This is a genomic window from Mesorhizobium sp. CNPSo 4689, from assembly GCF_057784325.1.
Genome location: NZ_JBWLUZ010000018.1, coordinates 26,010 through 51,924, shown reverse-complemented (window position 1 = coordinate 51,924; position 25,915 = coordinate 26,010). Strand labels below are relative to the sequence as shown.

The 25,915-nt window shown below is 61.5% G+C and carries 20 protein-coding genes, 2 tRNA genes and 2 pseudogenes; 9 read left to right on the top strand and 15 right to left on the bottom strand.

The window, feature by feature from the left end; all coding sequences use genetic code 11:
• Positions 1–32: 32 nt before the first annotated feature.
• The 5 genes from AC04SI_RS21325 (at position 33) to AC04SI_RS21305 (ending at position 6,770) form a co-directional block, all read left to right on the top strand.
• Positions 33–1,469 carry a cbb3-type cytochrome c oxidase subunit I gene (locus tag AC04SI_RS21325; protein WP_404282280.1) on the top strand — a complete coding sequence of 479 codons (1,437 nt, stop codon included), beginning with the start codon at positions 33–35 and terminating at the stop codon, positions 1,467–1,469.
• The gene (locus AC04SI_RS21320) at positions 1,466–3,151 is read left to right on the top strand and encodes a cbb3-type cytochrome c oxidase subunit II (RefSeq protein ID WP_404282278.1); all 1,686 of its coding nucleotides are present in this window, start codon (positions 1,466–1,468) and stop codon (positions 3,149–3,151) included. The genes AC04SI_RS21325 and AC04SI_RS21320 overlap by 4 nt, the downstream gene beginning before the upstream one ends.
• Before the next feature lie 3 nt (positions 3,152–3,154).
• Positions 3,155–3,331: a hypothetical protein gene (locus AC04SI_RS21315; RefSeq protein ID WP_404282276.1), complete on the top strand. Its 177-nt coding sequence runs from the start codon at positions 3,155–3,157 to the stop codon at positions 3,329–3,331.
• A gap of 527 nt (positions 3,332–3,858) precedes the next feature.
• Positions 3,859–4,587: a sulfite exporter TauE/SafE family protein gene (locus tag AC04SI_RS21310; protein WP_404282274.1), complete on the top strand. Its 729-nt coding sequence runs from the start codon at positions 3,859–3,861 to the stop codon at positions 4,585–4,587.
• Positions 4,584–6,770, top strand: a complete 2,187-nt coding sequence (locus AC04SI_RS21305; RefSeq protein WP_404282272.1) for a heavy metal translocating P-type ATPase — start codon at positions 4,584–4,586, stop codon at positions 6,768–6,770. The genes AC04SI_RS21310 and AC04SI_RS21305 overlap by 4 nt, the downstream gene beginning before the upstream one ends.
• A gap of 9 nt (positions 6,771–6,779) precedes the next feature.
• On the opposite strand, the gene AC04SI_RS21300 is transcribed toward AC04SI_RS21305, so the two are convergent.
• From AC04SI_RS21300 to AC04SI_RS21285, 4 genes are all read right to left on the bottom strand, one after another.
• Complete coding sequence (locus tag AC04SI_RS21300) at positions 6,780–8,048, bottom strand: FAD-dependent oxidoreductase (RefSeq protein ID WP_404282270.1); 1,269 nt, start codon at positions 8,046–8,048, stop codon at positions 6,780–6,782.
• On the bottom strand, positions 8,045–8,362 hold the full coding sequence (locus AC04SI_RS21295) for a c-type cytochrome (RefSeq protein WP_404282351.1): 318 nt from the start codon (positions 8,360–8,362) through the stop codon (positions 8,045–8,047). The genes AC04SI_RS21300 and AC04SI_RS21295 overlap by 4 nt, the downstream gene beginning before the upstream one ends.
• A gap of 94 nt (positions 8,363–8,456) precedes the next feature.
• Complete coding sequence (soxZ, locus tag AC04SI_RS21290; RefSeq protein ID WP_488474827.1) at positions 8,457–8,783, bottom strand: thiosulfate oxidation carrier complex protein SoxZ; 327 nt, start codon at positions 8,781–8,783, stop codon at positions 8,457–8,459.
• A gap of 17 nt (positions 8,784–8,800) precedes the next feature.
• Positions 8,801–9,247 (bottom strand): thiosulfate oxidation carrier protein SoxY, encoded by a 447-nt coding sequence (locus AC04SI_RS21285; RefSeq protein ID WP_488474826.1) that lies wholly within the window; start codon positions 9,245–9,247, stop codon positions 8,801–8,803.
• Positions 9,248–9,573: 326 nt separating this feature from the next.
• Here AC04SI_RS21285 and AC04SI_RS21280 point away from each other — a divergent pair, with 326 nt between their 5' ends.
• The 4 genes and pseudogenes from AC04SI_RS21280 (at position 9,574) to AC04SI_RS21265 (ending at position 13,220) form a co-directional block, all read left to right on the top strand.
• Positions 9,574–10,131, top strand: coding sequence for a tetratricopeptide repeat protein (locus tag AC04SI_RS21280; protein ID WP_404282264.1), 558 nt, complete (start codon positions 9,574–9,576; stop codon positions 10,129–10,131).
• Between the two features lie 213 nt (positions 10,132–10,344).
• Positions 10,345–10,715: pseudogene (ccmE, locus tag AC04SI_RS21275) on the top strand (cytochrome c maturation protein CcmE).
• Positions 10,716–10,750: 35 nt separating this feature from the next.
• On the top strand, positions 10,751–12,742 hold the full coding sequence (locus tag AC04SI_RS21270; protein ID WP_404282261.1) for a heme lyase CcmF/NrfE family subunit: 1,992 nt from the start codon (positions 10,751–10,753) through the stop codon (positions 12,740–12,742).
• Positions 12,739–13,220: pseudogene (locus AC04SI_RS21265) on the top strand (cytochrome c-type biogenesis protein). Before AC04SI_RS21270 ends, AC04SI_RS21265 begins: the two are co-directional and overlap by 4 nt.
• 950 nt (positions 13,221–14,170) lie before the next feature.
• On the opposite strand, the gene AC04SI_RS21260 reads toward AC04SI_RS21265, so the two are convergent.
• The 11 genes from AC04SI_RS21260 to AC04SI_RS21210 form a co-directional block, all read right to left on the bottom strand.
• On the bottom strand, positions 14,171–16,423 hold the full coding sequence (locus tag AC04SI_RS21260; protein ID WP_488474825.1) for a hypothetical protein: 2,253 nt from the start codon (positions 16,421–16,423) through the stop codon (positions 14,171–14,173).
• 1,151 nt (positions 16,424–17,574) lie between these two features.
• Positions 17,575–17,949: a hypothetical protein gene (locus AC04SI_RS21255; protein WP_404282257.1), complete on the bottom strand. Its 375-nt coding sequence runs from the start codon at positions 17,947–17,949 to the stop codon at positions 17,575–17,577.
• Between the two features lie 95 nt (positions 17,950–18,044).
• Positions 18,045–18,875, bottom strand: coding sequence for a HEPN domain-containing protein (locus AC04SI_RS21250; protein WP_404282255.1), 831 nt, complete (start codon positions 18,873–18,875; stop codon positions 18,045–18,047).
• A gap of 2 nt (positions 18,876–18,877) precedes the next feature.
• On the bottom strand, positions 18,878–19,015 hold the full coding sequence (locus tag AC04SI_RS21245) for a hypothetical protein (RefSeq protein ID WP_404282253.1): 138 nt from the start codon (positions 19,013–19,015) through the stop codon (positions 18,878–18,880).
• Between the two features lie 18 nt (positions 19,016–19,033).
• Positions 19,034–19,660 (bottom strand): thermonuclease family protein, encoded by a 627-nt coding sequence (locus AC04SI_RS21240; RefSeq protein WP_488474824.1) that lies wholly within the window; start codon positions 19,658–19,660, stop codon positions 19,034–19,036.
• A 168-nt stretch (positions 19,661–19,828) separates the two neighbouring features.
• Positions 19,829–20,878 carry an ABC transporter permease gene (locus AC04SI_RS21235; RefSeq protein ID WP_404282250.1) on the bottom strand — a complete coding sequence of 350 codons (1,050 nt, stop codon included), beginning with the start codon at positions 20,876–20,878 and terminating at the stop codon, positions 19,829–19,831.
• A gap of 11 nt (positions 20,879–20,889) precedes the next feature.
• A complete protein-coding gene (locus AC04SI_RS21230) occupies positions 20,890–22,419 on the bottom strand; it encodes a sugar ABC transporter ATP-binding protein (RefSeq protein ID WP_404282248.1) in 1,530 nt (509 codons plus the stop codon).
• 113 nt (positions 22,420–22,532) lie between these two features.
• The gene (locus AC04SI_RS21225; RefSeq protein ID WP_404282246.1) at positions 22,533–23,492 is read right to left on the bottom strand and encodes a substrate-binding domain-containing protein; all 960 of its coding nucleotides are present in this window, start codon (positions 23,490–23,492) and stop codon (positions 22,533–22,535) included.
• Positions 23,493–24,125: 633 nt separating this feature from the next.
• Positions 24,126–24,221, bottom strand: a tRNA-Glu gene (locus AC04SI_RS21220).
• Between the two features lie 99 nt (positions 24,222–24,320).
• Positions 24,321–24,397 (bottom strand) — tRNA-Arg (locus tag AC04SI_RS21215).
• Between the two features lie 186 nt (positions 24,398–24,583).
• Positions 24,584–25,747, bottom strand: coding sequence for a M20 aminoacylase family protein (locus AC04SI_RS21210; RefSeq protein ID WP_436247149.1), 1,164 nt, complete (start codon positions 25,745–25,747; stop codon positions 24,584–24,586).
• Positions 25,748–25,915: the final 168 nt, after the last annotated feature.

Sequence of the window (25,915 nt, the reverse complement as noted above, 5' to 3'; positions counted from 1 at the left end):
GGCTCAAGCGCGCGTGATGGGAGAGGAGCGCCGTGGCAGAGACATTGCGTGGCAGATTCGCCGGCATCGACCTGGATGAACTGGTCGACTGGCCGGTTGTGCGAACTTGGCTTTATTGGGGCATGTTCTGGCTCTTGGTCGCACCTTCGGTCGGTGTGGCACTGTCGGGCCTCTTCAATTATCCCGATTATCTAGGCACTACCAACCTGGGACTGACCTTCGGGAGGTTACGGCCGGTCCACGTCAACGGCGTCATCTTTGGCGCGTTTTCCTCCCTCTTCATCGGCGAATGCTACTACCTGGTGCCCCGCCTCTGCGGTGTGCGGGTGCCCTGGCCGCAATGGGGCGTACCGCTGGCCTGGCTGTGGAATGTCTCCGTGGCGGCGGCGCTCATCTCGTTGCCGTTCGGCACAAACCATGGCCTCGAAGCGGGCGAGTTCCCGCTGTTTGCGAAAATCCCGATCTTCCTCGTTGTCGCCACGGCGACCGCACAGTTCCTGATCACCATTGCCCGACGTCTCGAGCCACCACTCTATGTCGCACTCTGGTATCTGATCGGGGCTTTCGTCTGGACGACGATGAATCTCCTACTGGGCATGATCCTGCCCTACACGATTTCTGGCATAAACAGCGCGGCCTTCCACGGCCTCTACCTTCACTACATCGTCGGATTGTGGATCACGCCAGCGGGTTACGTGCTGATCTACAATTTTTTGCCGATCAGCGTGGGCAATCCGATCTATGGCCACAAGCTCTCGCTTGTCGGCTTCTGGTCCCTCGCCCTGTTCTACCCCTTTGTCGGCATCCATCATTATCTTTACAGCCCGATCGCAGATTGGGCCGAGACGATCGCGATCGTCACTTCCATGCTGCTGATCATTCCGGTTTGGACGGTGCTGGTGAACTTCTTCGGCACGGTGATGGGCCGCTGGGACGCCTTCGGCAAGAATCTCCCGGCGAAATTCCTCATAACGGGCTCGCTGATGTATCTGGTCGGGTGCTTTCAGGGCTCGACGGAAGCCTTGCGTTCGATCCAGCAGCCGACCCATTTCACCGATTTCGTCATCTCGCACTCGCACCTCACTGTGTTCGGGACGTTCGTGGTCTGGGCAATGGGCGGCCTGGTCTATGTCTGGCCGCGGGCCTGTGGGCGCGAGCTTTGGTCGTTTACGATGGGCAATTGGGCATTCTGGCTGATTACCGTCGGTATCTCCACCATGGGCCTGGTGCTGACCGCCGCTGGGCTCCAGCAAGGCTTCCAGTGGATGGCCGGCACTGAGTGGCTCGACACGGTGATCTCGATGCGGCCCTATTGGCTGGTGCGGACTGTTGCTGGCGTCAGCATGGATATCGGGATGACGCTTCTCGTCATCAATATGATGATGACGGCGCTGACCCGGCCCGCCGAAGCGGCGGAAGGTGCGGTATTCGGCGCGGCCCCGGTTCCGGCTGGTGGGGCGGGGCGATGAGTGCGCGGTTTGTTATCCTGGTGGCCGGCATCTTTTGCTTCTTCGCCGCCCTCATCACCCAGGGTTTCCTGCCATTTTTCGAACCCTCGGCGCGAACCAACCGGGTTACTGCCGTGGTCCGCACCGATTTCGGCCAGCTCAAATGGATGATAACCGAGGCCACTGATTACACGCCGCTGCAAAAGCTCGGTCGCGCCGTGTATCTGCGCGAAGGTTGCTGGTATTGTCATTCCCAGTACGTGCGCCCAGTGACCGGCGAGACGCGCCGCTGGGGTCCGGTGACGGAGTCAGGCGAATTCGCCTACGACGTGCCGCATCTGTTCGGCACGCGGCGCATCGGACCCGATCTGATGCGGGTCGGACTTAAGTTCGGCGACGAGTGGCATTTTGCCCATTTCTGGAATCCGCGCATGCTCTCCCCGGATTCGATCATGGCGCCCTATCGGGGACTCTTCGATACGCCGGAGCAGCCGGTCAAGATCGTCGACGACGGAGCCGGCAATCGTACGCTGGAAAGGACGTCGGTTTCCGAGGGGCTCTTCGACTTCGCGAGCAAGGAGCAGATCAAGCTCACGCCCAATGCCGACGGGCTGCTGTTCGTGCCCATGCAGGCGCGCGGCAAGGCCCCAGTCATTGTGATACCGAACGAGGAGTACAAAGGCGACGCGGTCAAGATCGCCGCCGAGACGAAAGACCTGGAAGCCCTGATCGCTTATATCCAGAAGCTCGGCATGGATCGCGGCAAATGGCGCGATCTTTTTGAACCACAGCAGCTTGAAGTCACGGAAGCCACATTTCCGCGCTCGAGCGAGTGGATCGCCCATGGCCGGGAGGTCTATGAGCGGCGATGCATCGGTTGCCACGGCGTGAATGGAGACGGCAATGGACCTGCCGCGACCTTCCTTTACAAGCAGCGCCCGCGAAGCTTCGCGGCGGCTGTGTTCAAGTTCCGGCTGACCAAGGAGCCGCTACCGACCGACGGTGACCTATTGCGCACGATCACCCGTGGGGTACGCGGCACGGCGATGCCCGCCTGGTATGAACTGCCTCTCACGGATCGGCTCGCTGTCATCCAGTACATCAAGTATGAGCTGGCCGTGGACCGCTCCAATCCGGCCCAGCCTTATGCATTCTTCATCGAGGAGCCACCTGGCCCTCCGCTCTACATCGGAAAGCCGCCCACCGTTTCCCAGGCAGTCCTCGAGCGCGGCAAGGAAGTGTGGAAGATCGCGAAATGCTGGGAGTGCCATGGCATGACCGGAAAGGGCGATGGCCAGAAGGCTGCCGGGCTGAAGGACGATCTCGGTTTTGGCATTGTGCCGGCCGACCTCACCAGCGGCCAGTTCAAGTCGGGGACAGCGGTCGAAGACATATTCCGCACCATGACGACCGGATTGAGCGGCACGCCCATGCCCTCCTATCGGGATTCATTGCCTGAAGAGGACCGCTGGGCGCTCTCGTACTACGTCCTCGCACTTTCCGCCTATAAGGACCCGCTTGCGGGCGCACCGCTGGCGATCGCCGATAAGGATCGCGCGGCGCTCAACGAGCTCACTCTGGAGGCGGGTTCTCCGGACAAGGCCTATGTTCCGGGCGGGGTGCCGGCGCAGGACACTTCTGAACTCGGCGAACGTAACGGCGGATCGGTGACCGAGAAACAAAATGCTGCCGAAGGAGGCTGAGTTATGCTCGGATTTGAGGTCACCGGACCCTACGTGAGCGCGTTGCTTATGAGCCTTGGTGCGCTCTGTGTCTTTATTTGGGGCGTGCTTTCAGGCGCCTTCCACGGCGCCGATGAAGCGGCCACCAGATTCTACGAAAGGGAAGCGGAGAATGACAACGCCAAGCACACCGCAGAATGACGGTCCGTCTCACGGTTCGGACCCCGACCACGAGATGGAGGAGTACGCCGGCGGCACGGTCCAGTCGCGACACGGGTATATCCCGATATGGCTGCTGGTCGTCTACGCGGTTCTTTTCGTCTGGGGTCTCTACTACGCCTACCTTTATTGGGGCGGGGTCGGGCCGGGAAGGATTGGTTAGGAGCACGGTCGCGCACGCTAGGTGATGCCGACGAGTTGAGAGAAGGAGCAGGAGATGCTCGTAGCTAAGATCGTAATGGGTTTGGCGATTCTGAATCTTTTCCTGCTGCTCTCCGCGCTCGCCATGAACGTTGCCCTTGTTTATTTCGGCTGACCAGGAGGAGGCGTATGCTTGCAGACACCGTTTTCTCGTTCGCAAATGCAAGTCCGTACCAAACGATCGCCTTGGTCGGCGGCGCGATAGCGCACATCGCCTTCTTCGTGTGGGTGGCTTACCTCGTACGCCATTAGCGGCGCAGAGCAACACTTCTCGTTGAACGTGCGGCGCGTCGACAGGAGGTCTGCTAATGACCTACTACCTCGTGATCTTCGCCGCAGGGTTCGCGGGCAGCTTTCACTGCATCGGCATGTGCGGCGGCTTTGCCTGCGCGCTGGGCCGTGATCAGCGGGGGGGAGGCGTAACCGTCCTTCGCCACCTGCTCTATAATACTGGCCGATTGACAACCTATTGCTTTTTGGGCGGGCTCGCGGGCGCGCTCGGTCAAGTCATATGCACCACGCAAGGTTCGATGGCGGCGCCGCTCTTGAACGGCTCCCTCGACATCGCCCAGCGAATTCTCGCGATTGTCGCTGGCCTGCTCATGATCGCCATGGCATTGCAGTTCTTCGGCCTGCTGCAGGTCTTTCATCGCCTTGCGATCGGATTCGGCGGCAGTACGTTTGCCATGTCTCTACGCAGCCTGCTGACGGCCCGCAGCAGCGCTGCGCCGCTCGCCTTTGGTGTGTTCAACGGCTTCCTGCCATGTCCCCTCGTCTACGCCTTCGCTGCCCAGGCGGCCAGCACCGCCGGAGCGCTTCCCGGGGTTCTCGTCATGGCGTCGTTCGGACTGGGAACCTTTCCCGCAATGTTGATGATGGGCGGCGTCGGCCGGATACTCGGGCCGGCCTGGCGGCGGCGTGGCGTACGGCTGGCCGGCGGCTTTATTCTTTTGCTCGGTCTCATCACGCTCAGCCGTGGTCTCGTGCCTTCCGACGCGCATATCGGCCTTGCCTGGCTGGGCGGACATCCCGCATGACTGCGCATGGCGATATCCTCTGTAGCCATTGCTCGCTGCCCGTCGGCCGGCGCCCGATGGAGCGCAGGCTCAACGGTGAGGCTTGCGTCTTCTGCTGCTACGGCTGCTGCATCGCCTTTCAGGTGAAGAGCGGCAGACACGAAGAGTGGGAAGCCGCCTGGCTTCTGATCCAGCTCGGCGTGGGCGGCTTTCTCTCCATGAATATCATGATGTTCAGCCTCCTCCTCTATTCGGACGCGTTCACCGGCGTCGATGCGGGCGTGCTGCCGTGGATTCACCTTTTGCTCTGGATTTTCGCGACGCCGGCGGTGGTGATTCTCGGCGGACCCTATCTGCGCGACATGTGGCTCGATGTCATTCAGGGACGCGTGACGTCGTCGGCGCTCATCGTGCTCGGCGTCGCTGCCGCCTATCTTTATTCGGTGTTTGCCGTGTTCGAGGGCAGCACGCATGTCTATTTCGACACCGCCGTGATGGTGCTGATGCTGTTCACCGTTGGCCGCTATCTCGAGGCCGTTGGCCGCGCCAGGGCGGCGCGCGACCTCGAACCTCTCCTGGCCGCCGAAAGCGAGAGCGCAACTGTTGTCGATGGCGCGGCAGAGATCCGCCGCCCAGTGCGAGAGGTGACGGCCGGCATGCTGGTGCGGGTCCGGCCAGGCGAGCGCATTCCGGTCGACGGCGTGGTTGTCGAGGGGGAATCGAACGCCGATGAAGCCGTGATCACCGGGGAAAGCCGGCAAGTGACCAAGGGCGCCGGCTGTACGGTGATTGCCGGCAGTATCAATATCGACGGCCCGCTCCTGATCCAGAGCAGCGGTGACGGAACCGCAACGCGCTGGGCACAGATTTGCCGGTCGGTGCGCGAGGCGCTCAGCCGTCGCAGTCCAACCCAGCGCCTTGCCGATCGCGTCGTTGGCGTGTCCGTGCCGCTCGTCCTCACCCTCGGCGCGCTGACGTTCGTTTACTGGGCGCAGTCGTTGCCGTTCGATCGGGCGTTGCTGATTGGCCTCTCGGTACTGGTGGTTGCCTGTCCGTGCGCCGTCGGCCTCGCCGCTCCAATGGCGACCTCGCTCGGCATCGGCCGGCTGGCGCGACACGGCTGCCTCGTCCGCACCCCCGGTGTGCTCGAGACCCTCGCGCATGTGCGGTTACTCGCCTTCGACAAGACCGGCACTTTGACGACGGGCAAAGCACGTCTCGTCGGCATCGACCGTGACGGGGTTGACAGCGAGAACGTGCTGGCACGCGCCGCCGGTCTGGAGCGCCAGTCCGAGCATGGTTTGGCGCGAGCCATCGCGGCGGCAGCCGCTGCGCGCGGCATCACGCCGCTCGCGACCCGTGATGTCCGGACGGTTCCCGGCCGTGGCATCCGCGGCAGCGCCGAAGGCCGGCTCGTGGCGGCCGGGAGCAGCAGTTTGATGAATGATTTGGGCTGGTCGCTCCCGCCAACGCTGGCCGAGCCTGCGCGGTCGAGGGAGGCGAGCGGTCATTCGGTGGTTTATGTTGGTTGGGGAGAGCGGGTTCATGCTGTGCTGTCGCTTGACGATTCGCCGCTTCCCGAGGCGCAGGCGACGATCACAGCGCTGCGTGAGCGTGGGCTCAACGTGACGCTGTTGACCGGCGACCTGGCGCCGGCTGCTGAGCGGATCGCGGCCATGGTCGGGATCAAGGCGGTGCAAGCGGGTCTTTCGCCGGAAGCCAAACGGGCGGCCCTCGATCGGCTCCGCCACGACTATGATGTGGTGGCGATGGTCGGCGATGGCCTCAACGACGGCCCGGTCCTGGCGGCGGCGGATGTCGGTATCGCCGTCGGCTCCGCCACCGATCTTGCCCGCGAGACCGCAGCGCTCGTGCTGCCTGCGGACGGATTATGGATGCTGCCCTGGGTCGTCGACGTGGCCCGCGCGGTTCGCAGGACCATCTTGACCAACCTTATGTGGGCTTTCGGTTACAATCTCGTCGCCCTGACTTTCGCAGCATTCGGACTTCTGCAGCCAATCCTTGCAGCGGCGGTCATGGCCGGCTCGAGCATCCTCGTGGTGGTGAATTCGCTGCGGCTGGAGCGGTTGCCCGATCCTGTTCCATCGCTGATCCCCGAGCAACGATCCGGCGCTGAGGCAGAGAGCGCCCGGCATGACGTGGGCGTTTCGATGATAGTCGCCCCGGAGATCGAGCGGAGCTGAGCCTCGCCTTCAGCCGAACACGTCGTGCGTGAAGGCGTCGTACCAGCCGTTCGCGGTGCGCACCACCTGGCGGCGGAGTTCGGCATCCTCCCCGACCGCGCTGAGCAAGATTTCGCTGATCTTGATGGTCTCTGCCGTGGCCTTGAAGCTGATGGCATCGCTCACCGCATCGTCGGCGGCGAGAAAGGTGAAGCAGGTGTTGAACAGGTGAGGTTCGATGGCCTCGGAGCCGGCGAGCGCGGTGGCGATGGCGAAGGCGCAAACCTTGGCCTGGCTGTTCGTGACGAAAGCCGATTTCGGCATGTCGCCGGCGCTGGTCGCGTCGCCCACCACGTAAATTCCCGGCTGCAGCTTCGACTCGAACGTCAGCGGATCGATCGGACACCAGCCCGACTGATCGACGAGGCCCGCCCGCCGCGCCAGCTCGCCGGCCATCTGCGGCGGGATGATATTGGCGACGGCGGCCTTGAATGTGCCGCCCGCGGTCTTGACGGCACGGCCCTTCACGTCGACCGCCTGGATGCCGCCGGTGAATTGACCGGGCAGCCATTCTATCATGCCTGGATAGTGGCGGCTCCAGCCGTCCTGGAACAGATCCTGCTCGAAGAAACTGTCCTTGGAATCGAGAATCAGGATTTTCGCCCGCGGCTTGAACTGCTTGAAATAGTAGGCGATCAGAGATGCGCGCTCGTAGGGACCAGGCGGGCAGCGGAATGGATTAGGGGGGGCGGTGATCACGAATACGCCGCCATTCTCCATGCTTTCGAGCTGTTCACGCAGCAGCTTGGTCTGCGGCCCGGCATTCCAGGCATGCGGCAGGCTCTCCGTTGCGGCCTCGTCATAGCCCTCGATGTCGCTATATCTGAAAGCGATGCCCGGGGCGACGACGGCGCGGTCGTAGCTGAGCTTGGTTCCGTTCTTCAGCGCGACGACCTTGGCCACCGGGTCGACCGCTTCGGCCGTGTCGTGAATGACGGTGATGCCGTATTTCTGCGCCAGCGTTGCATAAGAATGCGTGAGCGATTCGAGCGAGCGAAGCCCGGCGAGATAAAGGTTGCTGAAGAAGCAGGTCGTGTAGCTCGGCTTCGGTTCGACCAAGGTGACATCGAGGCCTTTTTCGCTCGCCGCCAAATATTTGGCGACGGTCGCGCCACCGACGCCGCCGCCGACGACGACGACTCGCGCCTTGGCTTGGCCTCTTGCGACGCGTGGACCGAACGGAACGAGACAAGCCGCTCCCGCAAGGTGAGTGAACTTGCGACGTGTCCAGCGGTTCATGGCTGCGTCGTTTCCTTTCCCAGCGTCGAGAGATAGCGCGCCACCGTCGCGACCTCCTCGTCAGTGAGCGAGCGGACCATGATGTACATGATCTGGCTCGGCCGCTCGCCCGACTTGAAGGCTTGCATCGCGCTGACAAGTTTGTCCTGATCCACTCCGGCGATCGGCGGAATGGCCATGTCCCGGCCGTCGAGGCGATGGCAGGAAGCGCAGGCCGCGGTGAGCTGCGCGCCCTGATCGGCGCCCGCCGCACCGGATTGGCTGACGAGCAGGACGAACCCTGCGGCGATCGCGGATCGCGTAACGGGGCGCATGCTCAACGCCCCTCCGTCTCGGAGTTTTCCCGTCACGTTTCTCCCCCTCAACTCCTACCAACGCAATTCACGGCAGCTCGATGGCCTCGCCATCTCAAGCCACGGTGACATGGTGCGACAACGCATAGACGGCGCCCCCATCTTCTTCCCACACGAAATCGAGCCGGCCGCTCTCTGTCGCGCGCAGGGAAAATTCGAAGAAAGGGTTGGCGGCAATCGCCTCGTGAAGATCGACGCTGAACACCATGGCGTCGTTATAGCGGCAGACAAATCTGTTGATGATCTTGCGCGGGATCACATTGCCTCGATCATCGTGGCGCAGCCCTGTTTCCATCTCATGGCTGATGATGGTTTTGACCTGAAAGACTTCGCCCTTCACCGCAGCGCTTGGTACGACCACGCGTGGTGTGGGGGTGATCACTGTCTCTCTCCCGTATCTCAGGCGCAGCCATTCGTGGCGACACGGACCCAGGCCTTGGTCATCAGCAAAACGCCGTCATTCATCTCGGCGACAGCTACGACATGCTGCGGTTTGGCAAGGCGGATGCGTGTCGATACGCGGGCTATGCTGCGTTGGGGAACGAAATGGAAACTGGCGACTTCGATGATCGGGTTCTGCGGCGCGAACACGCGGATTTGCCTCACATGGTCGGTCTCGGTCATGGGGCTGTCGATGTCAAGGCTCATCGGCACGGTGTAGCCGGTTGGGAAGACCGCCGGCATTATCAGGTGAAGGCGATCCGATGCGATGGCCGTCCGCCCGGTGAGCTGCTTGACGAGTTCCAGCGCTTCATCGCTCGCACGCGCGCCCCGCGGCGAGAAGAGCACGACCCCGGCAAACCCCGCAATCCCGGCGATCAAGACATCGCGGCGCGTCAAGCTCATCGTCCCGGTCTCCAAACCCTGCCACCGCACTACGCCACTCCGAACACATATCGGCGGCAGCAGGCAGCGCACTCGGGCACCTCAGCGCGACAACTTTTCAGAAGGAAACCTTAACACTGACAACCGCCCTGAGCAATCTCGCGGAAGCGTCCAAGGTTTCTTCGGCGCCCTCGAAACCTCACGCATTGGTTTCTTTCTAACCTGACCGATTTCAACGACTTTATTTTCACGTTCGGTGCGGTTTCGTGGTACTTTCTTGAGGATCGGAGACTTTGGCCAAGCCCCTCTATCTTGTTGTCCACGGCAAGAACCAAAGCTGAAGCGCAATGTCCAAGTTCCGCAATGCGATCAGGCTCGACGGCGCGACAGCCGCCCGCGAGTCCGGGCTCGGCGAAGCAATTGTGGCCGGGGCTGGCGGTACCGTTTCCGCTGACGCTCAGGCCGCGTTCGAGCGAGCGCTGGAGCTTGACTCCGGCAATCCGAAGGCTCGTTTCTTCCTGGCGACGGCGCAAGCGCAGGAAGGCCGCGTTGCCGATGCCGCCGTTGCCTGGCAGGCGATGCTTGCGGATATTCCCGCCGATTCCCCCTGGCGCGGTGCTGTCGAACAGGTGCTTACGGAAGCCGCAGAGCACGTGGCAACTGCGCCGCCAGAGAGCGCACAACCGAGCCCCAGCCAGCAAGATATCGACGCTGTCGCCGAGATGACACCGACGGATCGCAACGCGATGATCGAAACAATGGTCGTCGGACTCGACAGGCGGCTGCGCGAATACCCGCAGGACCGGGAAGGATGGAGGCGTCTTGTGCGTTCGTACATTGCCCTCGACAGGGCAGCGGATGCCCGTGAAGCGCTCGGTCGCGGGGTTCGTTCACTCCGGCGCTGAAACCGGCACGGCCAGGGAGCTCGAAGCCTTCGCGACCTCGCTTGGACTTTCGGGGACGGAGTGACGGCATGACGCGCAAACAGAAAAGACTGTCGGTTATCGGCGGCGCTTTGGCGTTTCTGGGCGCGGCGACGATGCTGACATGCGTCGCGCTTGGCCAGAAGACGACTGTCGGTTATCGGCGGCGCTTTGGCGTTTCTGGGCGCGGCGACGATGCTGACATTCGTCGCGCTTGGCCAGAAGACGTCGTACTTCTATATGCCTGCCGACCTCAATGAGAACGCAGTCGCCCCCGGCGAGCGCATCCGTCTCGGCGGACTTGTCGAGAAAGGCTCGATCGTGCGCGGCGGGGGCACCAAGGTGGCGTTTGGCGTCACCGACAAAGACCAATCCGTGAAGGTGGGGTCTACACCGGCAGCAGGCCCGATCTCTTCCGCGAGGAGCAGGGCGTCGTAACAGAAGGGACATTCCGCGAGGACGGGGTTTTCGTGGTCGACGGCGTTCTGGCCAAGCACGATGAAAACTACATTCCGAAAGAAGTAGCCGACAGCCTGAAAGCGAAAGGCGTATGGCAGGAGAATTGATGCCATTTAGTCGGACGTTGCTCTAGGATAGCGTCATGGTTGAAACCGGTCACTTCGCGCTTGTACTTGCCTTCGCGCTGGCGCTCGTCCAGTCGGTGCTTCCTCTGGTTGGCGCGCGAACCGGCAACGAGCGGATGATGGCCGTCGGCGGGCCGGTTGCCGTTACAGGGTTTGCGCTGACGGCCGTCTCGTTCGTCGCGCTCACCATCGCCTATATTCACTCGGATTTTTCGGTCTTGAATGTCTGGCAAAATTCCCATTCGCAGCAGCCGCTGCTCTACCGGATCACCGGAACCTGGGGCAATCACGAAGGATCGATGCTCCTTTGGGTCTTGATCCTCACCCTGTTCGGGGCGCTGGTGGCGGTGTTCGGCAACAACCTTCCGGCATCGCTGCGCGCCAATGTCCTGGCTGTTCAGGGCTGGATCGGCGCGGCTTTCCTTCTCTTCACCCTTGTGACGTCAAATCCCTTCACCCGTCTGACACCAGCCCCGAGCGAGGGGCGCGAGTTGAACCCTGTGCTTCAGGATATCGGTCTCGCCATCCATCCGCCGCTTCTCTATCTCGGCTATGTCGGCTTTTCGGTCTGCTTTTCGTTTGCCGTCGCGGCGCTGATGGATGGCCGCATCGACGCGGCCTGGGCGCGTTGGGTGCGTCCCTGGACGCTGGCCGCATGGATGTTCCTCACCGGCGGCGTCGCCATGGGGTCCTACTGGGCCTACTATGAACTCGGCTGGGGCGGCTTCTGGTTCTGGGACCCGGTCGAGAACGCCTCGTTCATGCCGTGGCTCGCTGGCACGGCGCTGCTGCACTCCGCCATCGTCATGGAAAAGCGGTCGGCCCTGAAGATCTGGACGCTGCTTCTGGCGATCCTGACCTTTTCGTTGTCCTTGCTCGGCACGTTTCTGGTCCGCTCAGGCGTGTTGACGTCGGTCCACGCCTTCGCGACGGATCCGACGCGCGGCGTGTTCATTCTCGCCATCCTAATGATCTTCATCGGCGGGTCGCTGACACTTTTCGCCTATCGGGTCTCGACGCTGGCCGCCGGAGGCCTGTTCCATCCCATATCGCGCGAGGGCGCGCTGGTTCTCAACAATCTTTTCCTGACGACCGCTGCCGCGACCGTTCTGGTCGGTACGCTTTACCCCCTGCTGGTCGAGGTTATCGCCGGCGACAAGATCTCTGTCGGCGCGCCTTTCTTCAACCTGACCTTCGCTCCATTGATGGTACCGCTTCTGGCCGTCGTGCCCTTCGGTCCGCTTCTCACCTGGAAGCGCGGCGATCTCTACGCGGTTGCGCAGCGCCTCGTTTTTGCCTTTGGCGCCGCGCTCGTCGCGATCATGGTGACGTTGTTCTTCGTCGACGGCACGTCGGTTCTGGCCGCGCTCGGTGTCGGCCTCGCTTTCTGGCTGATCATCGGGACACTGACGGATATCGCCTTGAAATCGGGGGTCGGCAGCGCGACCCCCGCCGTGGCGCTGCGCCGTTTCGCCGGCTTGCCGCGCTCGGTCTACGGCACGTCGCTCGCCCATATGGGCCTCGGCCTGACCACGCTCGGCATTGTCGCCGTGGGCTTTCTGGAGACCGAAAGGATCGTCACGATGCGTCCCGGAGAAACGCTCGAAATTTCCGGCTACACGCTCCGCTACGACGGCATTCATCCGCTCACGGGACCAAACTATACCGAAGGCCGCGGACGGTTCGTGTATTTTGACTCGAGCGGCAAGGTTTTGGGCGAAATCGTTTCGTCGAAGCGATTCTACACCGCGCGTCAGATGCCCACGACCGAGGCGGGGATCGCGACGCGCGGTTTCAGCCAGATTTATGTTTCGCTCGGCGATTCCACGCCCGATGGTGCCATCGTCGTGCGCGTCTGGTGGAAACCTGTTGTCACCCTTATCTGGATCGGTGCGTTGGTGATGATGACCGGCGGTGCGGTCTCGCTCTTCGACCGGCGACTTAGGGTCGGTGCGCCGTCGCGCCGGAAACTCCCCATCTCGGATGTTGCAAATCCGAGTGCGCCATGATCGCCAACCACATCGCAATCGGCGTGATCGCTCTGACAATGGCCTTGGCGATGGCCGCAGCGACCGCGCCCGCCCATGCGGTTCAGCCGCAAGAAGTGCTTGCCGATCCGGGGCTCGAAAAACGTGCGCGCGCCCTGTCGGTGAAACTCAGATGCATGGTCTGCCAGAACCAGTCGATCGACGATTCGAATGCCGAACTCGCCGGCGATCTGCGTGTGCTTGTCCGCGAACGGCTCGTGGCCGGCGATACCGACGGCGAGGTCATTGATTTCGTGGTGTCGCGCTATGCGAATTCGTACTCCTGAAGCCGCGGTTTAGCGCGCGCAATGCACTGTTATGGGCGACACCGGTGATCCTGCTTCTTGGCGGCGGCGCATCTATCGTCTTCAATGCCCGAAACCGCAGGCGTGACGAGGTCGCAGTCCTTACCGCAGAGGAAAGAGCGGCGCTGGGGACGATCCTTCAGGATCGCGATTGACGGGTTTGACGGGCAGGCTTTGAACCGCTGGATAGAGGGCAAAGGCCGGGCGTTACACTTCTTGTTCGCCTGCTCGATTGGCCAGCCCTTCGGGTGGTCTGGGGTGAATGCTAGCACTGAGCACGCAGAGAACGCAGGCACCCCACAGCGTCGACAACGCTCACAACCGAGCTGACGCCCTTGACCCATTAGAGAACAAGATCGGTCGCGATGTGATATTTATGCTCGTGTCCGTGAAGGTCCGCAAATGGCGCAACGTGCTCGTTCCGGTCGACGAAACGTACGGCAGGAAACCATCTATCTCGGCTGTTGGCGGCAGCCAGCTGATAGAGTTTTGACCCTAGCACTACTTTGGCAGATTTTTAGCAAGGCGAGCATTTTGAGGATTCCCGAGAGGCGTCTTCGGTGATTCATAGGAGGTCGGCTTTTTGGAGGGGCCGGCCATGGATGGGGACTGGCAAGCTGATTTGGAGCGCTGGCTCGCGCCGTTTGTTGCGGCGCTGAGGCACAAGACGAGAGCACGGATGTGCCCGGCGTATGTCGCGGGATTGAACGCGCAAAAAAGCGCCACAAGCAGTCATTCTGCGTTTTCACCATTCCTTGTTCGGACCTTGGTCGTGAATCCACCGCACGTTTGGCATAGGTAGTGTCGTCGCTGCGCTAGCGTCTACGGTCCTAGATCGAGCGTGTTCTTGATAACGCGATCGATTTGAAGGGTACCGTGCTCGGCTCTAAGTCTCTCGATGACACGCGCCCGATTTTCCAAATGTTTAACCTGTGCTTCCCAACCTTCGTCTGGCTCTCGCAAGCTCAAGCATGTCGAGTCAAAGTCAAACGGGAACGGATGATAGCGGCGCATGCCCCGATCAGCGAGGCATGGACGCCCGTCATGTTGATAGACCCCTTGGTCAAATCAACGATGGTCACACGAGACTGTACTTCCTCGGCCACTACAGGAGGCCTGCCTTCCGCCTGCGCGACTTAACCTTTGTGGCAGGCGCTTTGGCTGGTTTCTTTGAAGCGGAGCGCCTACTTCTGACCTTCTTCTTGGCAACATCTGCCTTCTTGGCAACGGCTGCGGGCCTGGAGAGATCAAGGACCACCACATCGATGAGCCCATCAAGCTCCTTTGCCATTTTGCCGACAATCTGGTTCCTAAGCTGTTCTGGCGATGTAATCGACGGTTCCCACTTGCCCGCGACAGTCTCGCCATTGCCAAACCATAGCACCAGATAGACCCCCTGCCGGGCCGCGTCGGGATGGATTGCGTATCTCTCATCAAGCTGCGCTGCCGCCGCCGTGAATAGATGCGTGTTCCATTGGCCTTTCACTTCGACCACGAGCAAGGACCGGGCGCCAGAGACCGTTGCAGCCGCGGTGAAGTCGCAACGGTTTCCGGCCGCCATGTGGTGTTCGATCACCACCGAGAGCCCGAGCGCGGTCATCCGCCCATTGAGCCTGTCGACGATGCGATTGCGCGCTGTATTCTCGTCGACGTGTTTACCGCTCTCGTAGAAAGTGTCGAGTGGGTCAGTCTCCGAACCCTTCAGCCACTTCTGGACTTCCACCAGTTCTTCTACGAGGAGCGCTCGCAGGTCTTCGACCGTTGCAATATCGTTCTTCTCGAGAAGTGCGGATATGTCGGAAGGTGCGGGCGCGCGGAAATCCTGAAGCGCGAGCTGCCGTTTGGCTTCGGCGCGGACTGTCAGCAGGATATCCCGGAAGGTTTCAAAGCGAGGATCGGCAAGCATTCGCTCCAACACCGGAAGCCTGCGATCCGGCAAGTCATTGGCGATTCTCCAGCCGCAGTCATGAAGAAAACGATAGGCTTTTTCATTTGGCGGGTCTCCCGAACCGAAAGAGCTTGGAAGGTGAACCTTTGGCCAGACCGTCACGAAGGCATCGAATATCTTGTAGATGGCCTCTGCAGTGAGAGGCGGCCAGAACGCTCCCTCACTTCTTCCGAAACGCCCGGTTCTATCCTCGATTGCAAATATCGTGTCGGAATCGGCGCGAAGCTCAGCCCATGACTCGTTTGCCTTCCCCGTGCTGAAAAAGAAGGAGTTGAGCAGCCAGAATTTGCGTCGCGCCCGGCCGCGTTTGTCCGCGTCTGTGTGGCTGCCGCTGTCGGCCACAGGGTCGGCCAGCCGCGCGTCGATCAGCTGGGCGAGTTGCGTGCGATCGGCATGTACAGCCGCCAGTTCAAAAAGTTGCCTCACCGCTTCGAGAGGCATGAAGGGGAACCGGCCCAGCCACTCGAGTGGCAACGTTGCCCGCAGGTGCTGAAACGCAGTTTTGCGTTCGAGCCAGTCGACGCGGGTTGGAGTCTCTTCGCTCGAAGCGAGCTGCACCTCCAGAAACCGCCTCGCAAAGTCCTCCGCTGCGCCCGACTCGGCGAACAGAATATGATCCAGCTCATCCTCGAATGCCCTCTCTTCGCCTTCTTCGAGTGTGGGATACGAACTCATTTCCGCCTTGACCGCGGCCAGGATGGAACTGTCGATGGTGTCCAGCGACTCGCCGTCCCTAAAGCGCGCCAGACAGGCGGCCAGCAGAATGTCCGCGACGACGACTCCTTGGCGCCTACCGAGTGCTTCCAGCGCCGGAACTTTGTCCTTTAACTCGGTGAGACTGTTGCGGAGGGCGCGAATGGGCGTCTCACCGTAATCCGGGTTCTTGGTTAGTTTTTCCGGCTCGAAAAGGTAGTTTTGCCCGAATTCGGCCAACCAGCCCCCGTGCCTTCCCGCCTCAATCAGCTCGCGGTTCTCTAAGAGGTGGGCGCGGTTCTCATCCTTGATCAGAGCATCGCGGCGCTCGTATCGCCCTTTCCGGTAGCGAACGCGATTCCTCCGATCACGCAGCATCTTCTGCCACGCATGCTGGCGCTTAGACCAGTTGGCGAGAAACCGACTGTCCGATCCAGCCTGCTGGCGCTGAAGGGCACGAAGCTCATTCCTGCCCTTTGCCTCTTCATCCGGATTGTGAGGCGACCAGAATGCTGACCAGAGTTCGACGTTTGCGGTCTCAAATGAGTGCACCGTCATCGCGCGCGAGTCTTCATGGCGCAACCGCAAGCCGGAATGGGTTGTACTGGAGAAGAGACGACTGGCGGCCTCCTGTATCTGGCCGGGGTCGCTGATACCCCCGAAGGCGAGTCTTTGCACCGCTTGGCGCAATCCCGCATCGGCTGCCAGTGTTTTCACGGTCGGGCCGCTGTCTGCGAGGATGCGCCCGAAATACAGTCCCCTGGCCCACTGCCAGATGCGTTCGGGGTGGTGCGGTCCGACCGCCAGAGTGAAATAGCGTAGGCTTCAGCAACCTGGTATCGGGAAGGAATTGCACTTTGTGAGGAAGGGTGGGTGCAAGCCCTGGGAGGTACGGATAGTCGCGATCACTGAGCGCTTCGGTCGTGCTCACGCCCGTCGCGCCGGAAAGCATCAGCTTGGCGAACACCTGGCCCGCAAGGTCGATGATCTCCGCGATCGAGGGTCTGGCCTGACGGCCGAGGTTTTCATTGGCTTCGTGCGCCAGCCGGCGCACGGCATCCGAGAAGATCTTCGGCTTCGACGTGAAGACTCGACCGCTTTCGAAAAACGCTTCGCCGAGAAGCTGCAAAAACTGGGGATTGCCAAGAAGGGGCAGCAGCTCGAACCGGCTGACCTCGTTCGAGAATGCCGCAAAGTCTTCAGCGGGGAAGCTCGCCTCGAAAAGCTGCCGCTGTTCAGCTTCGCTGAAAGGCTCTAGCTTCACGATGATCGGATCTACGCCGAAACACTCCTTGACATAGGTTGTTCGCGCGAGGTCCCACTCGCTGGATCGCCCGGCAAAGATCACCGTCCCGCAGTTGGCCTCGCTCGCCCGGACAACGATAGTGTCCATGGCCAGCTTGTCGATGCGAGCGACCTCGTCCATCGCATCGATGACCAGGGCCTCCACCGGAGTTCCCGGCAAGCGGTTCCGGAAGACGCTAGCCCGCACCGGAGTGACGGAAAGTAGCCTGCCCAATTGGACCAGAAGCTCTGTTTTCCCTGCTCCTGGTTCGGCAAGCACAATGATAGTGGAACCCTGCTGAAGCAGTTGCTCTTCAGTTAAGGTATGTTGGCCGACTATCAGGGTTCTGGGAATATACAAGCCTTGCACCGGCACATCGTATCAATCGTTGCCCATGGCGTGCCATAGGTTTGAGATTTTATCCCCCGTGCATCCACTTTGGACATGTTGGGCGGTCGTCCGCTTATGGCCCGGTTCAAGTCGATCGCCCAGCGGCTCAATCTCGGTCCCTAAACAGCGTTTTACGGCAGCCATCAGTGCGCAAGGTTCCGAGGTGAAGGCGCCTGACCGCTTATCAGATTTGCTACAAGCAGTGATCGATTGGCGATCCGCACGCGGGCATGTCCGGCAGGCCAGTGCAAATGGTGCATGAGGAGGGCGCCGGCGGATTGGCAGCCGCTGCCAGCGGACTACAGGGCGGCCGCAGAGCGCGCCTGGCAGGAATGGCGGGCACTGCTACTCCTGAGGCGGCCCAAAAGCGAATGACCCCAATGATTAACAACAGGCTGACAACGAGACCCAGAACGGGAGGCAGGAACGTCCATAGCGAAATCGGTGTTCCGACGATGCCAATGGACAGTACGGGAACGATCACGCCGGTCGCGAGCGCCACGATGCCCATGCTGTTGAAATAGTTTGCTGACATTTTGACGCACTCGTTGTGAATCAACTGGCTCATTCGATCCCCCAATCTGAGCCGGTCAGCAAATCACTGAACAGACAGCCTGTCGAGATACGCGGCAGAGCCGACATAGCGGCCGTGTGAGGCCGAGACTACTGCTCGGCGCCATCTAACTTAGGGTCGAAGGCGCCATCTGGGAACGGCCCTGGATAGATCACAATACCGCTGAACAGCCGCTTGGCTGGAATTTTCTTTAGTGCAGCGTCTATTACCAGAAGCGCACTTCGATACGAGAGAAGAACCTCATCGACCGAGGTGGCGATCTCGCCATAGCGAGCCTTGCTCGAACAAACGACATTCGCAATAACGGTGCTGCTTATCGTTCCTTTCAGGCGACCCGATAGATTGACGAGGTCATCCAGCTTGTGGCCAGTTTTCGGGTATTCCACTCCCTCGAACTTCAGCAGGGCCTTGACGGACTTTTCCGCAGCCTGATGAAAACACCACCGCGCATGGCCAAGAGAGATCCCATTCATCAGCGCGGAGACGCCGGCATCAATGTCGACAGATGCTTCGGCAACCAACGGCACGTCATGGTGTGCCATCATTTCGTTGTAGACCATGACGATCCGCCCGAACTGATCACTCAGATCGACATATAGCCGTGTTGGGATGCTGTCGGCATAAGCCTGAGTCAGGTTTTCCAAGCTTTGTAGCAGGTTCATCTTTGGGAACCTGCCTTTGACCAATCGGCTATATTTGAAACCCAGGCGCTCCGGATTTATTTCGACGTTAACCTGGCCATAGATTATCGACACCGACAGCAAAAAGAGATCGCCGTCGATGTCAATGATGCCCGTCGCAGGCGCATAGACGATGTTCAATTTCTTGCCATAGCGATCGTCGAACCGGGCAAAGATGTGGGCCGAGAGCGCTCCGTAGGACAGATCATCAGGGGAAGGATTCCTTATGGGCGATGGCATAGTCAGCCCCAAGCCCCTTTGGGACGAGAAGCGTTGCCATCCTTTAGGTCCCGCCCGGTGAACTTGACGCGTTCTCGGCGCAACTCCTCGTCGATCAGCGCGAGCTCCGCATGCGTCGAGCGACCGAAGAGGACGTCCATCCATAGCGGGTCCATTGCCTATCGTTTTGATCGCCGCCAACCTGCGGCTCGCGCCTCGGCTTCGGAGCAAAACCACCTTTCGCCCTTAGCGGCAGAGATCTTCGTTGCCGAATAAAACTTCTGTCCAGGCAGGTGATAGATGCGCTCACCTTCAACTGAGATGTTCCCCTTGATGTTGCAGCCAGAGCCAAGCAGACCGAAGCCGGCTGACGGTTCGCTGACGACTTCCGCCTTTTCAGCATTGGCCGCCCGCCAGTCCCATGGCTGATCAAATCGGCCCTGCCAGACGCCCCGATGTGCTGATCGAGCAGACTCCTGCGCGGCGGCGAAAGCTCCACCTGAATAGCGTGGCCAATCAAGGGCCCGACCCTTCTCGACTAGCCACTGTTGGGCGCTGCGGCCATCGGCCCGCGCACAATTCCCGACAATATACCGATCTCTGTCGATGAAGCTGCAGTACAAGGGTCTCGAAGCCGCCAGGAACTCATCAAGGGCTTGGGCAGCCCGGCGCCCGCATGGATATTCGAAGCCCTTGGCGTCATCGCAATATTGTCTGCTCACGGGTGCATCGATGCCATTGAAGCGGATGCGCTGGCCTTCGATTTCAACGGTGTCGCCATCTATGACTGAGGCGCGGCCCTGCATCGGACCCGGCAGCGGCTTACCCAGCCCGATATCGTGCTCTGAAGGCCTTCAATGATATTGCTGACCACTTGCTGGCTCGATCCCTTCAACACTAGGGAAATACCGGGAGCCGCTGTCAGCGATTTTGCCTTGGGTCTTTCCGCCATGGACCGGCAGCCTCGGCGGCGCTCATCGCGTCCGTCGTCGCGACTTCGCGAACGTGTCGAAGGAGACGGCAAGAACGATGATTACGCCGATGATGATCTGCTGGATGTAGGATGACACATTCATCAGCACGAGGCCATTGAGCAGCACGCCGATGAGAATCGTACCGATGACGGTACCGAAGATCGTCCCGACGCCGCCGAAGAGGCTGGTGCCGCCGATCACCACCGATGCAATGACGGTCAGCTCGTAGCCGGTGCCGGCAACGGCCTCCGCCGAGTTGAGTCGGGCGGCAAGGACAAAAGCGCCGAGGCCGGCGAAGAACCCCATGATCACATACACGCTGCTGACCACGGCGCGGACATTTAGCCCGGAGAGCCGCGCGGCCTCGGGATTGCCGCCGACCGCATAGACCTGCCGGCCATAGCGTGTATAGCGAAGCACGATATGGGCGAGAATGGCAAAGACCAGGAAGATGATGACAGGGATTGGGATTTGCCATCCGAGGATAGGCAAGGGGCCGATCTTGCCCTGTCCCCACCACACCAGGTCGGGCTCGAATCCGCTGATCGGGCCACCTGCCGCGAACAACAGCGCGGCGCCGCGAAACGCCGACATTCCGCCAAGCGTCACCACGAAGGGCGGCACCTTCAAACGGGTAATGGCAAAGCCCTGCAGGTAGCCGCCCACCATGCCGAGCGCGATCGCCGCGAGTGCCGCCAGGTACCATGCATTGCCGATTGCGTCCTGTCCCTCTCCGACGGTGAACCGGTTGGAGAGGCCGCCCTTGGAGACGGCGGCGGCGACCAGACCGGCAAACGCCAGCAGCGAGCCGATCGAAAGGTCGATGCCGGCCGTCAGGATGACGAAGGTCATGCCGATCGCCAGCAGCCCGACGATCGACACCTGGCGCATGACGTTGAAAAGATTGATCGACGACAGGAAGCGGGGTTCCATGATCGCGAACGCAGCCATCAGCACCAGCAGGAAGATCAGCGGCGCAAAGCGGGCAAGGAAACCGAACGGGTCGATCTTGGCCGGCGTGGCCGGTGCAGATGGCTTCACGTCAACCAAGGGGTCCTCTCCTAACTCGTCAGGGCGGCGCTACGCGTCATCATCGACATCAGGACTTCCTCGCTGGCCTCGCTGCGGGAAATCTCGCCCGTCACCCGCCCCTCGCGCATGGTGACGATGCGGTCGCTGATCACCAGGATCTCCGGCAGTTCGGAGGAGATGGCGATGACGGCAATCCCCGATCGCGCCAGCTCGAACAACAGGTTGTGCACCTCGACCTTTGCCCCGACGTCGATGCCGCGCGTCGGCTCGTCGACGATCAGCACCTTGGGCCGCAGCGCCAGCCAGCGCGCCAGAACGACTTTCTGCTGGTTGCCGCCGGACAGGTCGACCACGAGCTGCTCCGGGCTCGCCATGCGGATGTTGAGCGCGCGGCGGAAGTCGCCGACCAGCTTCTTCTCGGCCGGCTCGTCAACGAAGAACAGCCAGCGCTTAAGCTGGTCGAGAGAGGCCACGCTGACATTCATCCTAATGGCGAGCGACAGGAAGAGCGCCTGCTGCTTGCGGTCCTCGGGGACAAGCCCAATGCCGTGGCGGATGGCTTCCCGCGGCGAGCGGATGTCGACAGCCTTGCCGTCGACGAGAATGCGTCCGTCGTCGAACGGGTCGGCGCCGAATATCGCCCTGGCCATTTCCGTGCGACCGGCCCCGACCAGCCCCGCAATCCCCAGAATCTCGCCGTGGCGCACCGAGAGCGACACATCTTCGAGCACGGTTGCGTGCGGGTCGCGAGCGTTGCCGCGGCGGGTAAGGCCTTCGACGGCCAGCGCGATCTCGCCCGGCTCGCCTGCCTCGCGACGCTCGAAAAGGGCGCTGGCGACGCGGCCGACCATCATGCGGATGATGCCGTCGACATTCGTTTCGGCGACGGCGCCGCTGCCCACCTGGCGGCCATCGCGCAGCACCGTGTAGCGGTCGCAAATCTCGAACACTTCTTCCAGCCGGTGCGTGACGAAGATGATGCTGAGGCCCTGCGCCTTCAGGTCCCGGACGATGCGGAACAACTTGTCGACCTCGGTCGAGCTCAATGCCGATGTGGGCTCATCCATGATGATCAAGCGCGAGCGCATCGACAGCGCCCGCGCAATCTCCACCATCTGTTGCTCGGCGACGGAGAGATCGCTGACCCGCGACATTGGGTTCAGATCGAGCCCGATGCGCTGCGTTATCAATCGGGTCTCGGCCGCCATCTCCTTCCAGTTGACGAAGAAACCGGACCCCGGCTCGCGGCCGATAAAGACGTTCTCGGCGATCGTCATGTTCGGAGCGAGCGTGAACTCCTGATAAATCGTGACGATGCCGAGCAGTTGCGCGTCGTGAGGGTGAGAAAGCGCCAGCGGCTTTCCGGCGAAGGAGATGGCGCCGGCGTCCGGACCTTGGGCTCCCGAAAGGATCTTGAGCAGGGTCGACTTGCCCGCGCCGTTCTCGCCGAGCAGGGCGTGGATTTCTCCGGAAGCGACCTCCAGATCGACGTCTTCGAGCGCCTGGACCCCGGGGAAGCCCTTGCTGATCTTGGTCACCCGCAGGAGTGGTTCTGTCATGTCGGGTGCAGTCAGGATGAGTGCGCAAGAGGAAGGGCGCGAGAGACCCGCCCGGTGATTTGGTCGTACGGGACGCCACGGCAGTCGCGTGGCGTCCTCAGGCGATCAGACTGCTACTTCACCTCGCCCATGCGCTCGGCATCCTTGAGGTTGTCCTTGGTGATGGCGATCGGCGTCAGCAGCGTGACCTTCTTGGCCGGCTGCTTTCCCTCACGCAGGAAGCTGACCAGCGTGTCCACGGCCAGACGGCTCTGGCCGCCCGGCATCTGTTCGATCGTCGCGGTGAGCGTGCCGTCGCGGATCTGCGCCAGCGCTTCTGGCAGCGCGTCGAAACCGATGGTCGCGACCTTGCCGAGGTTGCGCGCCTTCAGAGCCTCGAGCGCGCCGAGGATCATGTCGTCGTTCGCGGCGACGATCACGTCGGGCGGCGTCGGCATGCCGGCGAGCGCGGATTCGGTGACCGACAGGCCCTTGGCCCGGTCGAAGCCGGCGGTCTGCTCGAACACGATCTTGTACTTGTCGGCAGCCTTGTCGAGGACGTTATGGAGCCCCTTGTTGCGGTCGATGGCGGGGCTGGCTCCGGACTGGCCCTGCAGGTTCATGACCGTAGCGCCGTTCGGGAAGAGCTTCATCACCAGCTCGCCCTGGGCCTCGCCGCCCTTGACGTTGTCGGCGCCGACATGGGCGAGGATGCCCGGAACCTTGTCGACGCGGCGGTCGATGGTGACGACCGGTATCTTGGCATCGACGGCTTCCTGCAGCGCCGGCGCCATGGCGTCGACCTCGTTCGGGCTGATGACGATGCCGTCGACGCCCTGGGTGATGGCGGCCTCGATGTCGGCGGTCTGCTTGGGCGAGGAGACCTGGCCGTCGCTCTCGATCACAGTGATCCCGCCGAGCTTCTCGGCCTCGGCCTTCATCTGGTTCATCATGTGGACGAAGAACGGGAAGGTCAGTCCCGGTACCGATTCCATGATCGTTAGAGGCTTGTCCTCGGCATGCGCCGGAAGCAAAAGCCCGAATGCAATGCTCACTGCGCCGGCAAGCGCCAGCGTCTTCCTGATCACCGTCATGTCTTCTCCTCCCAAAGAGCCCGAACGCTAGTCGGACGCCCGGATAGTGTCAAATGGTCTGACCACTTACAAGGCGTCAGGAACGATCGGTCTGGCGGAGGATGGCGGTCGCCGTCAGGGGCTTGTCCCGCCAAGGGATCGGCTGATGCGAACAATGCCGTCAAGAGAGGGCAACAAAGTCATGACCTGACGGCTTGGATGGTGGGCGTGACGCCGTCTCCGAACTGCGTGACCTCTATCTTGAGGCGGCCCGTGCTGGGCAGGTCCTGACTCGGTTTGGGCGGCCAAAGATGCTATCCACGCTCGCGATCGACGTTGGTCGGATAGAACGACATATCAAGCCCCTCTTGGGTCGCTTGCTCGGCGCGAGACATCGGTGCGGGAGACGTGCAGCGCATGGCAAATGACTTCGCCGCTGGCAAAACAGCCGGCACGATCAAAACGGGAAGGCGTGGCAAAGCAGTCGTAAAGGACGGCGGCCCGTGTCGTTGAACTGCTGGGTGGCGCCAGGCGAGAGGAAACCGGTCCGTAGACCGTCCTTTGGGTCACATTCAGTAATGAGTTTTGAGGGTGCTTTTCGGGTCTCTTATCGGGACCGAAGGTCTCGGACTAGCGTCAAGCCATTGAAAAGTCTGGTACGCCCAAGGGGAATCGAACCCCTGTTCCCGCCGTGAGAGGGCAATCGGACTTTTGCAGATGTTTCATGTCGCGTCCATGTCGCATGGACCTGCCGACAGCTTCTGTAAGTCATTAAAAATAAACGGTAGCCATTTGCAACATGATGCGACATGAAAAGAACATCGGTGGCATTTAAGCAATTGATTTTATTGGTGATCCCGACAGGAATCGAACCTGTGACCTACAGATTAGGAATCTGCCGCTCTATCCTACTGAGCTACGGGACCACGCGGCCCGACACATAGCCGCTTCGGATCGTTTCGCCAAGAGGAAGGTTCAAAGCGCCGAGTGGATACGCCAAGGCGTGGCGCGGCCTTGAATTCCAAGGCCTGCCCTGACAAGCCCGCAATCTCGTCGTGCCCGTGCCCGTGCCCGAACGCCGGCGCCGCATGCGGACCCGGAGCCAAAGTCCGTCAGGCGGCCAGCGCGGTTTCGGCCAGCTTCACCCAATAGCTCATGCCGTGCGGGATAACCTCGTCGTTGAAGTCGTAGGCCGGGTGGTGGAGGCCGGCGGTGTCGCCATTGCCGATGAAGATGAAGGCGCCGGGGCGGGCTTCCAGCATGTAGGAGAAATCCTCGCCGCCCATCACCGGCTGGATGGCGCGGTGCACCTGGGCGTTGCCCGCGACATCGGCCGCGATATCGCCGGCAAAGACCGTCTCTTCGGCGTGATTGAAGGTGACGGGATAGTTGGCGTTGTAGTCGACCTCGATCGTCGCGCCGAAGGCGGTGGCCAGCCCCTGGCAAATGGTGCGGATGCGCTCCTCCGCCTTTTTTGCGACTTCCTTCTTCAGTGAGCGCACGGTGCCGGCGATCTCGGCGCTTTCGGGAATGACGTTATAGGCGTCGCCGGCGTGGAACTTCGTCACCGACACCACCACCGCCTCGACCGGGTCGGTGCTGCGCGAGGCGACCGTCTGCAATGCGCCGACCAGCTGGCTGGTGATGACGATCGGATCGATGGTGCCGTGTGGCATCGCCGCATGGCCGCCGCGGCCCTTGACGGTGATGGTGAATTCGGCGGTCGCCGCCATGATCGGGCCCGGCCGGATGGCAAACTGGCCGACCGGCAGGCCCGGCATATTGTGCATGCCGAACACTTTGGAGATGGCGAAGCGGTCCATCATGCCGTCCTTGACCATCTCATTGCCGCCGCCTCCGCCTTCCTCGGCCGGCTGGAAGATCACAGCCACGGAACCGCTGAAATTGCGGGTCTCGCTCAGGTATTTGGCCGCGCCCAGCAGCATCGCCGTGTGGCCGTCATGGCCGCAGGCATGCATTTTGCCGGGAATGGTGGACGCATAGGGCTTGCCGGTGATCTCGTTGATCGGCAGCGCGTCCATGTCGGCGCGCAGCCCAATGGTCGTGCCGTCGCCCTTGCGGCCGTGGATGATGCCGACCACGCCGGTCTTGCCGAGGCCTGTCACCACCTCGTCGCAGCCGAATGCCTTCAGCTTCTCGGTGACGAAAGCGGCGGTCTGGAAGACGTCGAAGTTCAGTTCCGGCGTCTGATGCAGGTGTCGTCGCCAGCCGGCAACCTCTTCTTGCATCTCGGCGGCGCGATTCAGGATTGGCATGATCGGTCCATTTCGCTGTTGGGGCAGCCGGGTTGCGTCTGCTCAATTGCAATCGTGATTGTCCGGCACTTTGCCATGTTGGCGTCACATAGGGTAAATAGCACCGCAGCAAAGCGGTCCGGGGATGAGGGTCGGACCAATATGCTGGCGACCGTGTAATGAAATCTT

Excerpts from the sequence above, each read along its gene's own strand:
- AC04SI_RS21310 (WP_404282274.1), top strand. The coding sequence starts at position 3,859 with ATGACCTACTACCTCGTGATCTTCGCCGCAGGGTTCGCGGGCAGCTTT.
- AC04SI_RS21250 (WP_404282255.1), bottom strand. The coding sequence starts at position 18,875 with ATGCCATCGCCCATAAGGAATCCTTCCCCTGATGATCTGTCCTACGGA.
- AC04SI_RS21280 (WP_404282264.1), top strand. The coding sequence starts at position 9,574 with ATGTCCAAGTTCCGCAATGCGATCAGGCTCGACGGCGCGACAGCCGCC.
- AC04SI_RS21285 (WP_488474826.1), bottom strand. The coding sequence starts at position 9,247 with ATGAGCTTGACGCGCCGCGATGTCTTGATCGCCGGGATTGCGGGGTTT.
- AC04SI_RS21255 (WP_404282257.1), bottom strand. The coding sequence starts at position 17,949 with ATGAGCCAGTTGATTCACAACGAGTGCGTCAAAATGTCAGCAAACTAT.
- AC04SI_RS21270 (WP_404282261.1), top strand. The coding sequence starts at position 10,751 with ATGGTTGAAACCGGTCACTTCGCGCTTGTACTTGCCTTCGCGCTGGCG.
- AC04SI_RS21210 (WP_436247149.1), bottom strand. The coding sequence starts at position 25,747 with ATGCCAATCCTGAATCGCGCCGCCGAGATGCAAGAAGAGGTTGCCGGC.
- AC04SI_RS21245 (WP_404282253.1), bottom strand. The coding sequence starts at position 19,015 with ATGGACGTCCTCTTCGGTCGCTCGACGCATGCGGAGCTCGCGCTGATC.
- AC04SI_RS21315 (WP_404282276.1), top strand. The coding sequence starts at position 3,155 with ATGCTCGGATTTGAGGTCACCGGACCCTACGTGAGCGCGTTGCTTATG.
- AC04SI_RS21230 (WP_404282248.1), bottom strand. The coding sequence starts at position 22,419 with ATGACAGAACCACTCCTGCGGGTGACCAAGATCAGCAAGGGCTTCCCC.
- AC04SI_RS21305 (WP_404282272.1), top strand. The coding sequence starts at position 4,584 with ATGACTGCGCATGGCGATATCCTCTGTAGCCATTGCTCGCTGCCCGTC.
- AC04SI_RS21295 (WP_404282351.1), bottom strand. The coding sequence starts at position 8,362 with ATGCGCCCCGTTACGCGATCCGCGATCGCCGCAGGGTTCGTCCTGCTC.
- AC04SI_RS21300 (WP_404282270.1), bottom strand. The coding sequence starts at position 8,048 with ATGAACCGCTGGACACGTCGCAAGTTCACTCACCTTGCGGGAGCGGCT.
- AC04SI_RS21320 (WP_404282278.1), top strand. The coding sequence starts at position 1,466 with ATGAGTGCGCGGTTTGTTATCCTGGTGGCCGGCATCTTTTGCTTCTTC.
- AC04SI_RS21240 (WP_488474824.1), bottom strand. The coding sequence starts at position 19,660 with ATGCAGGGCCGCGCCTCAGTCATAGATGGCGACACCGTTGAAATCGAA.
- AC04SI_RS21225 (WP_404282246.1), bottom strand. The coding sequence starts at position 23,492 with ATGACGGTGATCAGGAAGACGCTGGCGCTTGCCGGCGCAGTGAGCATT.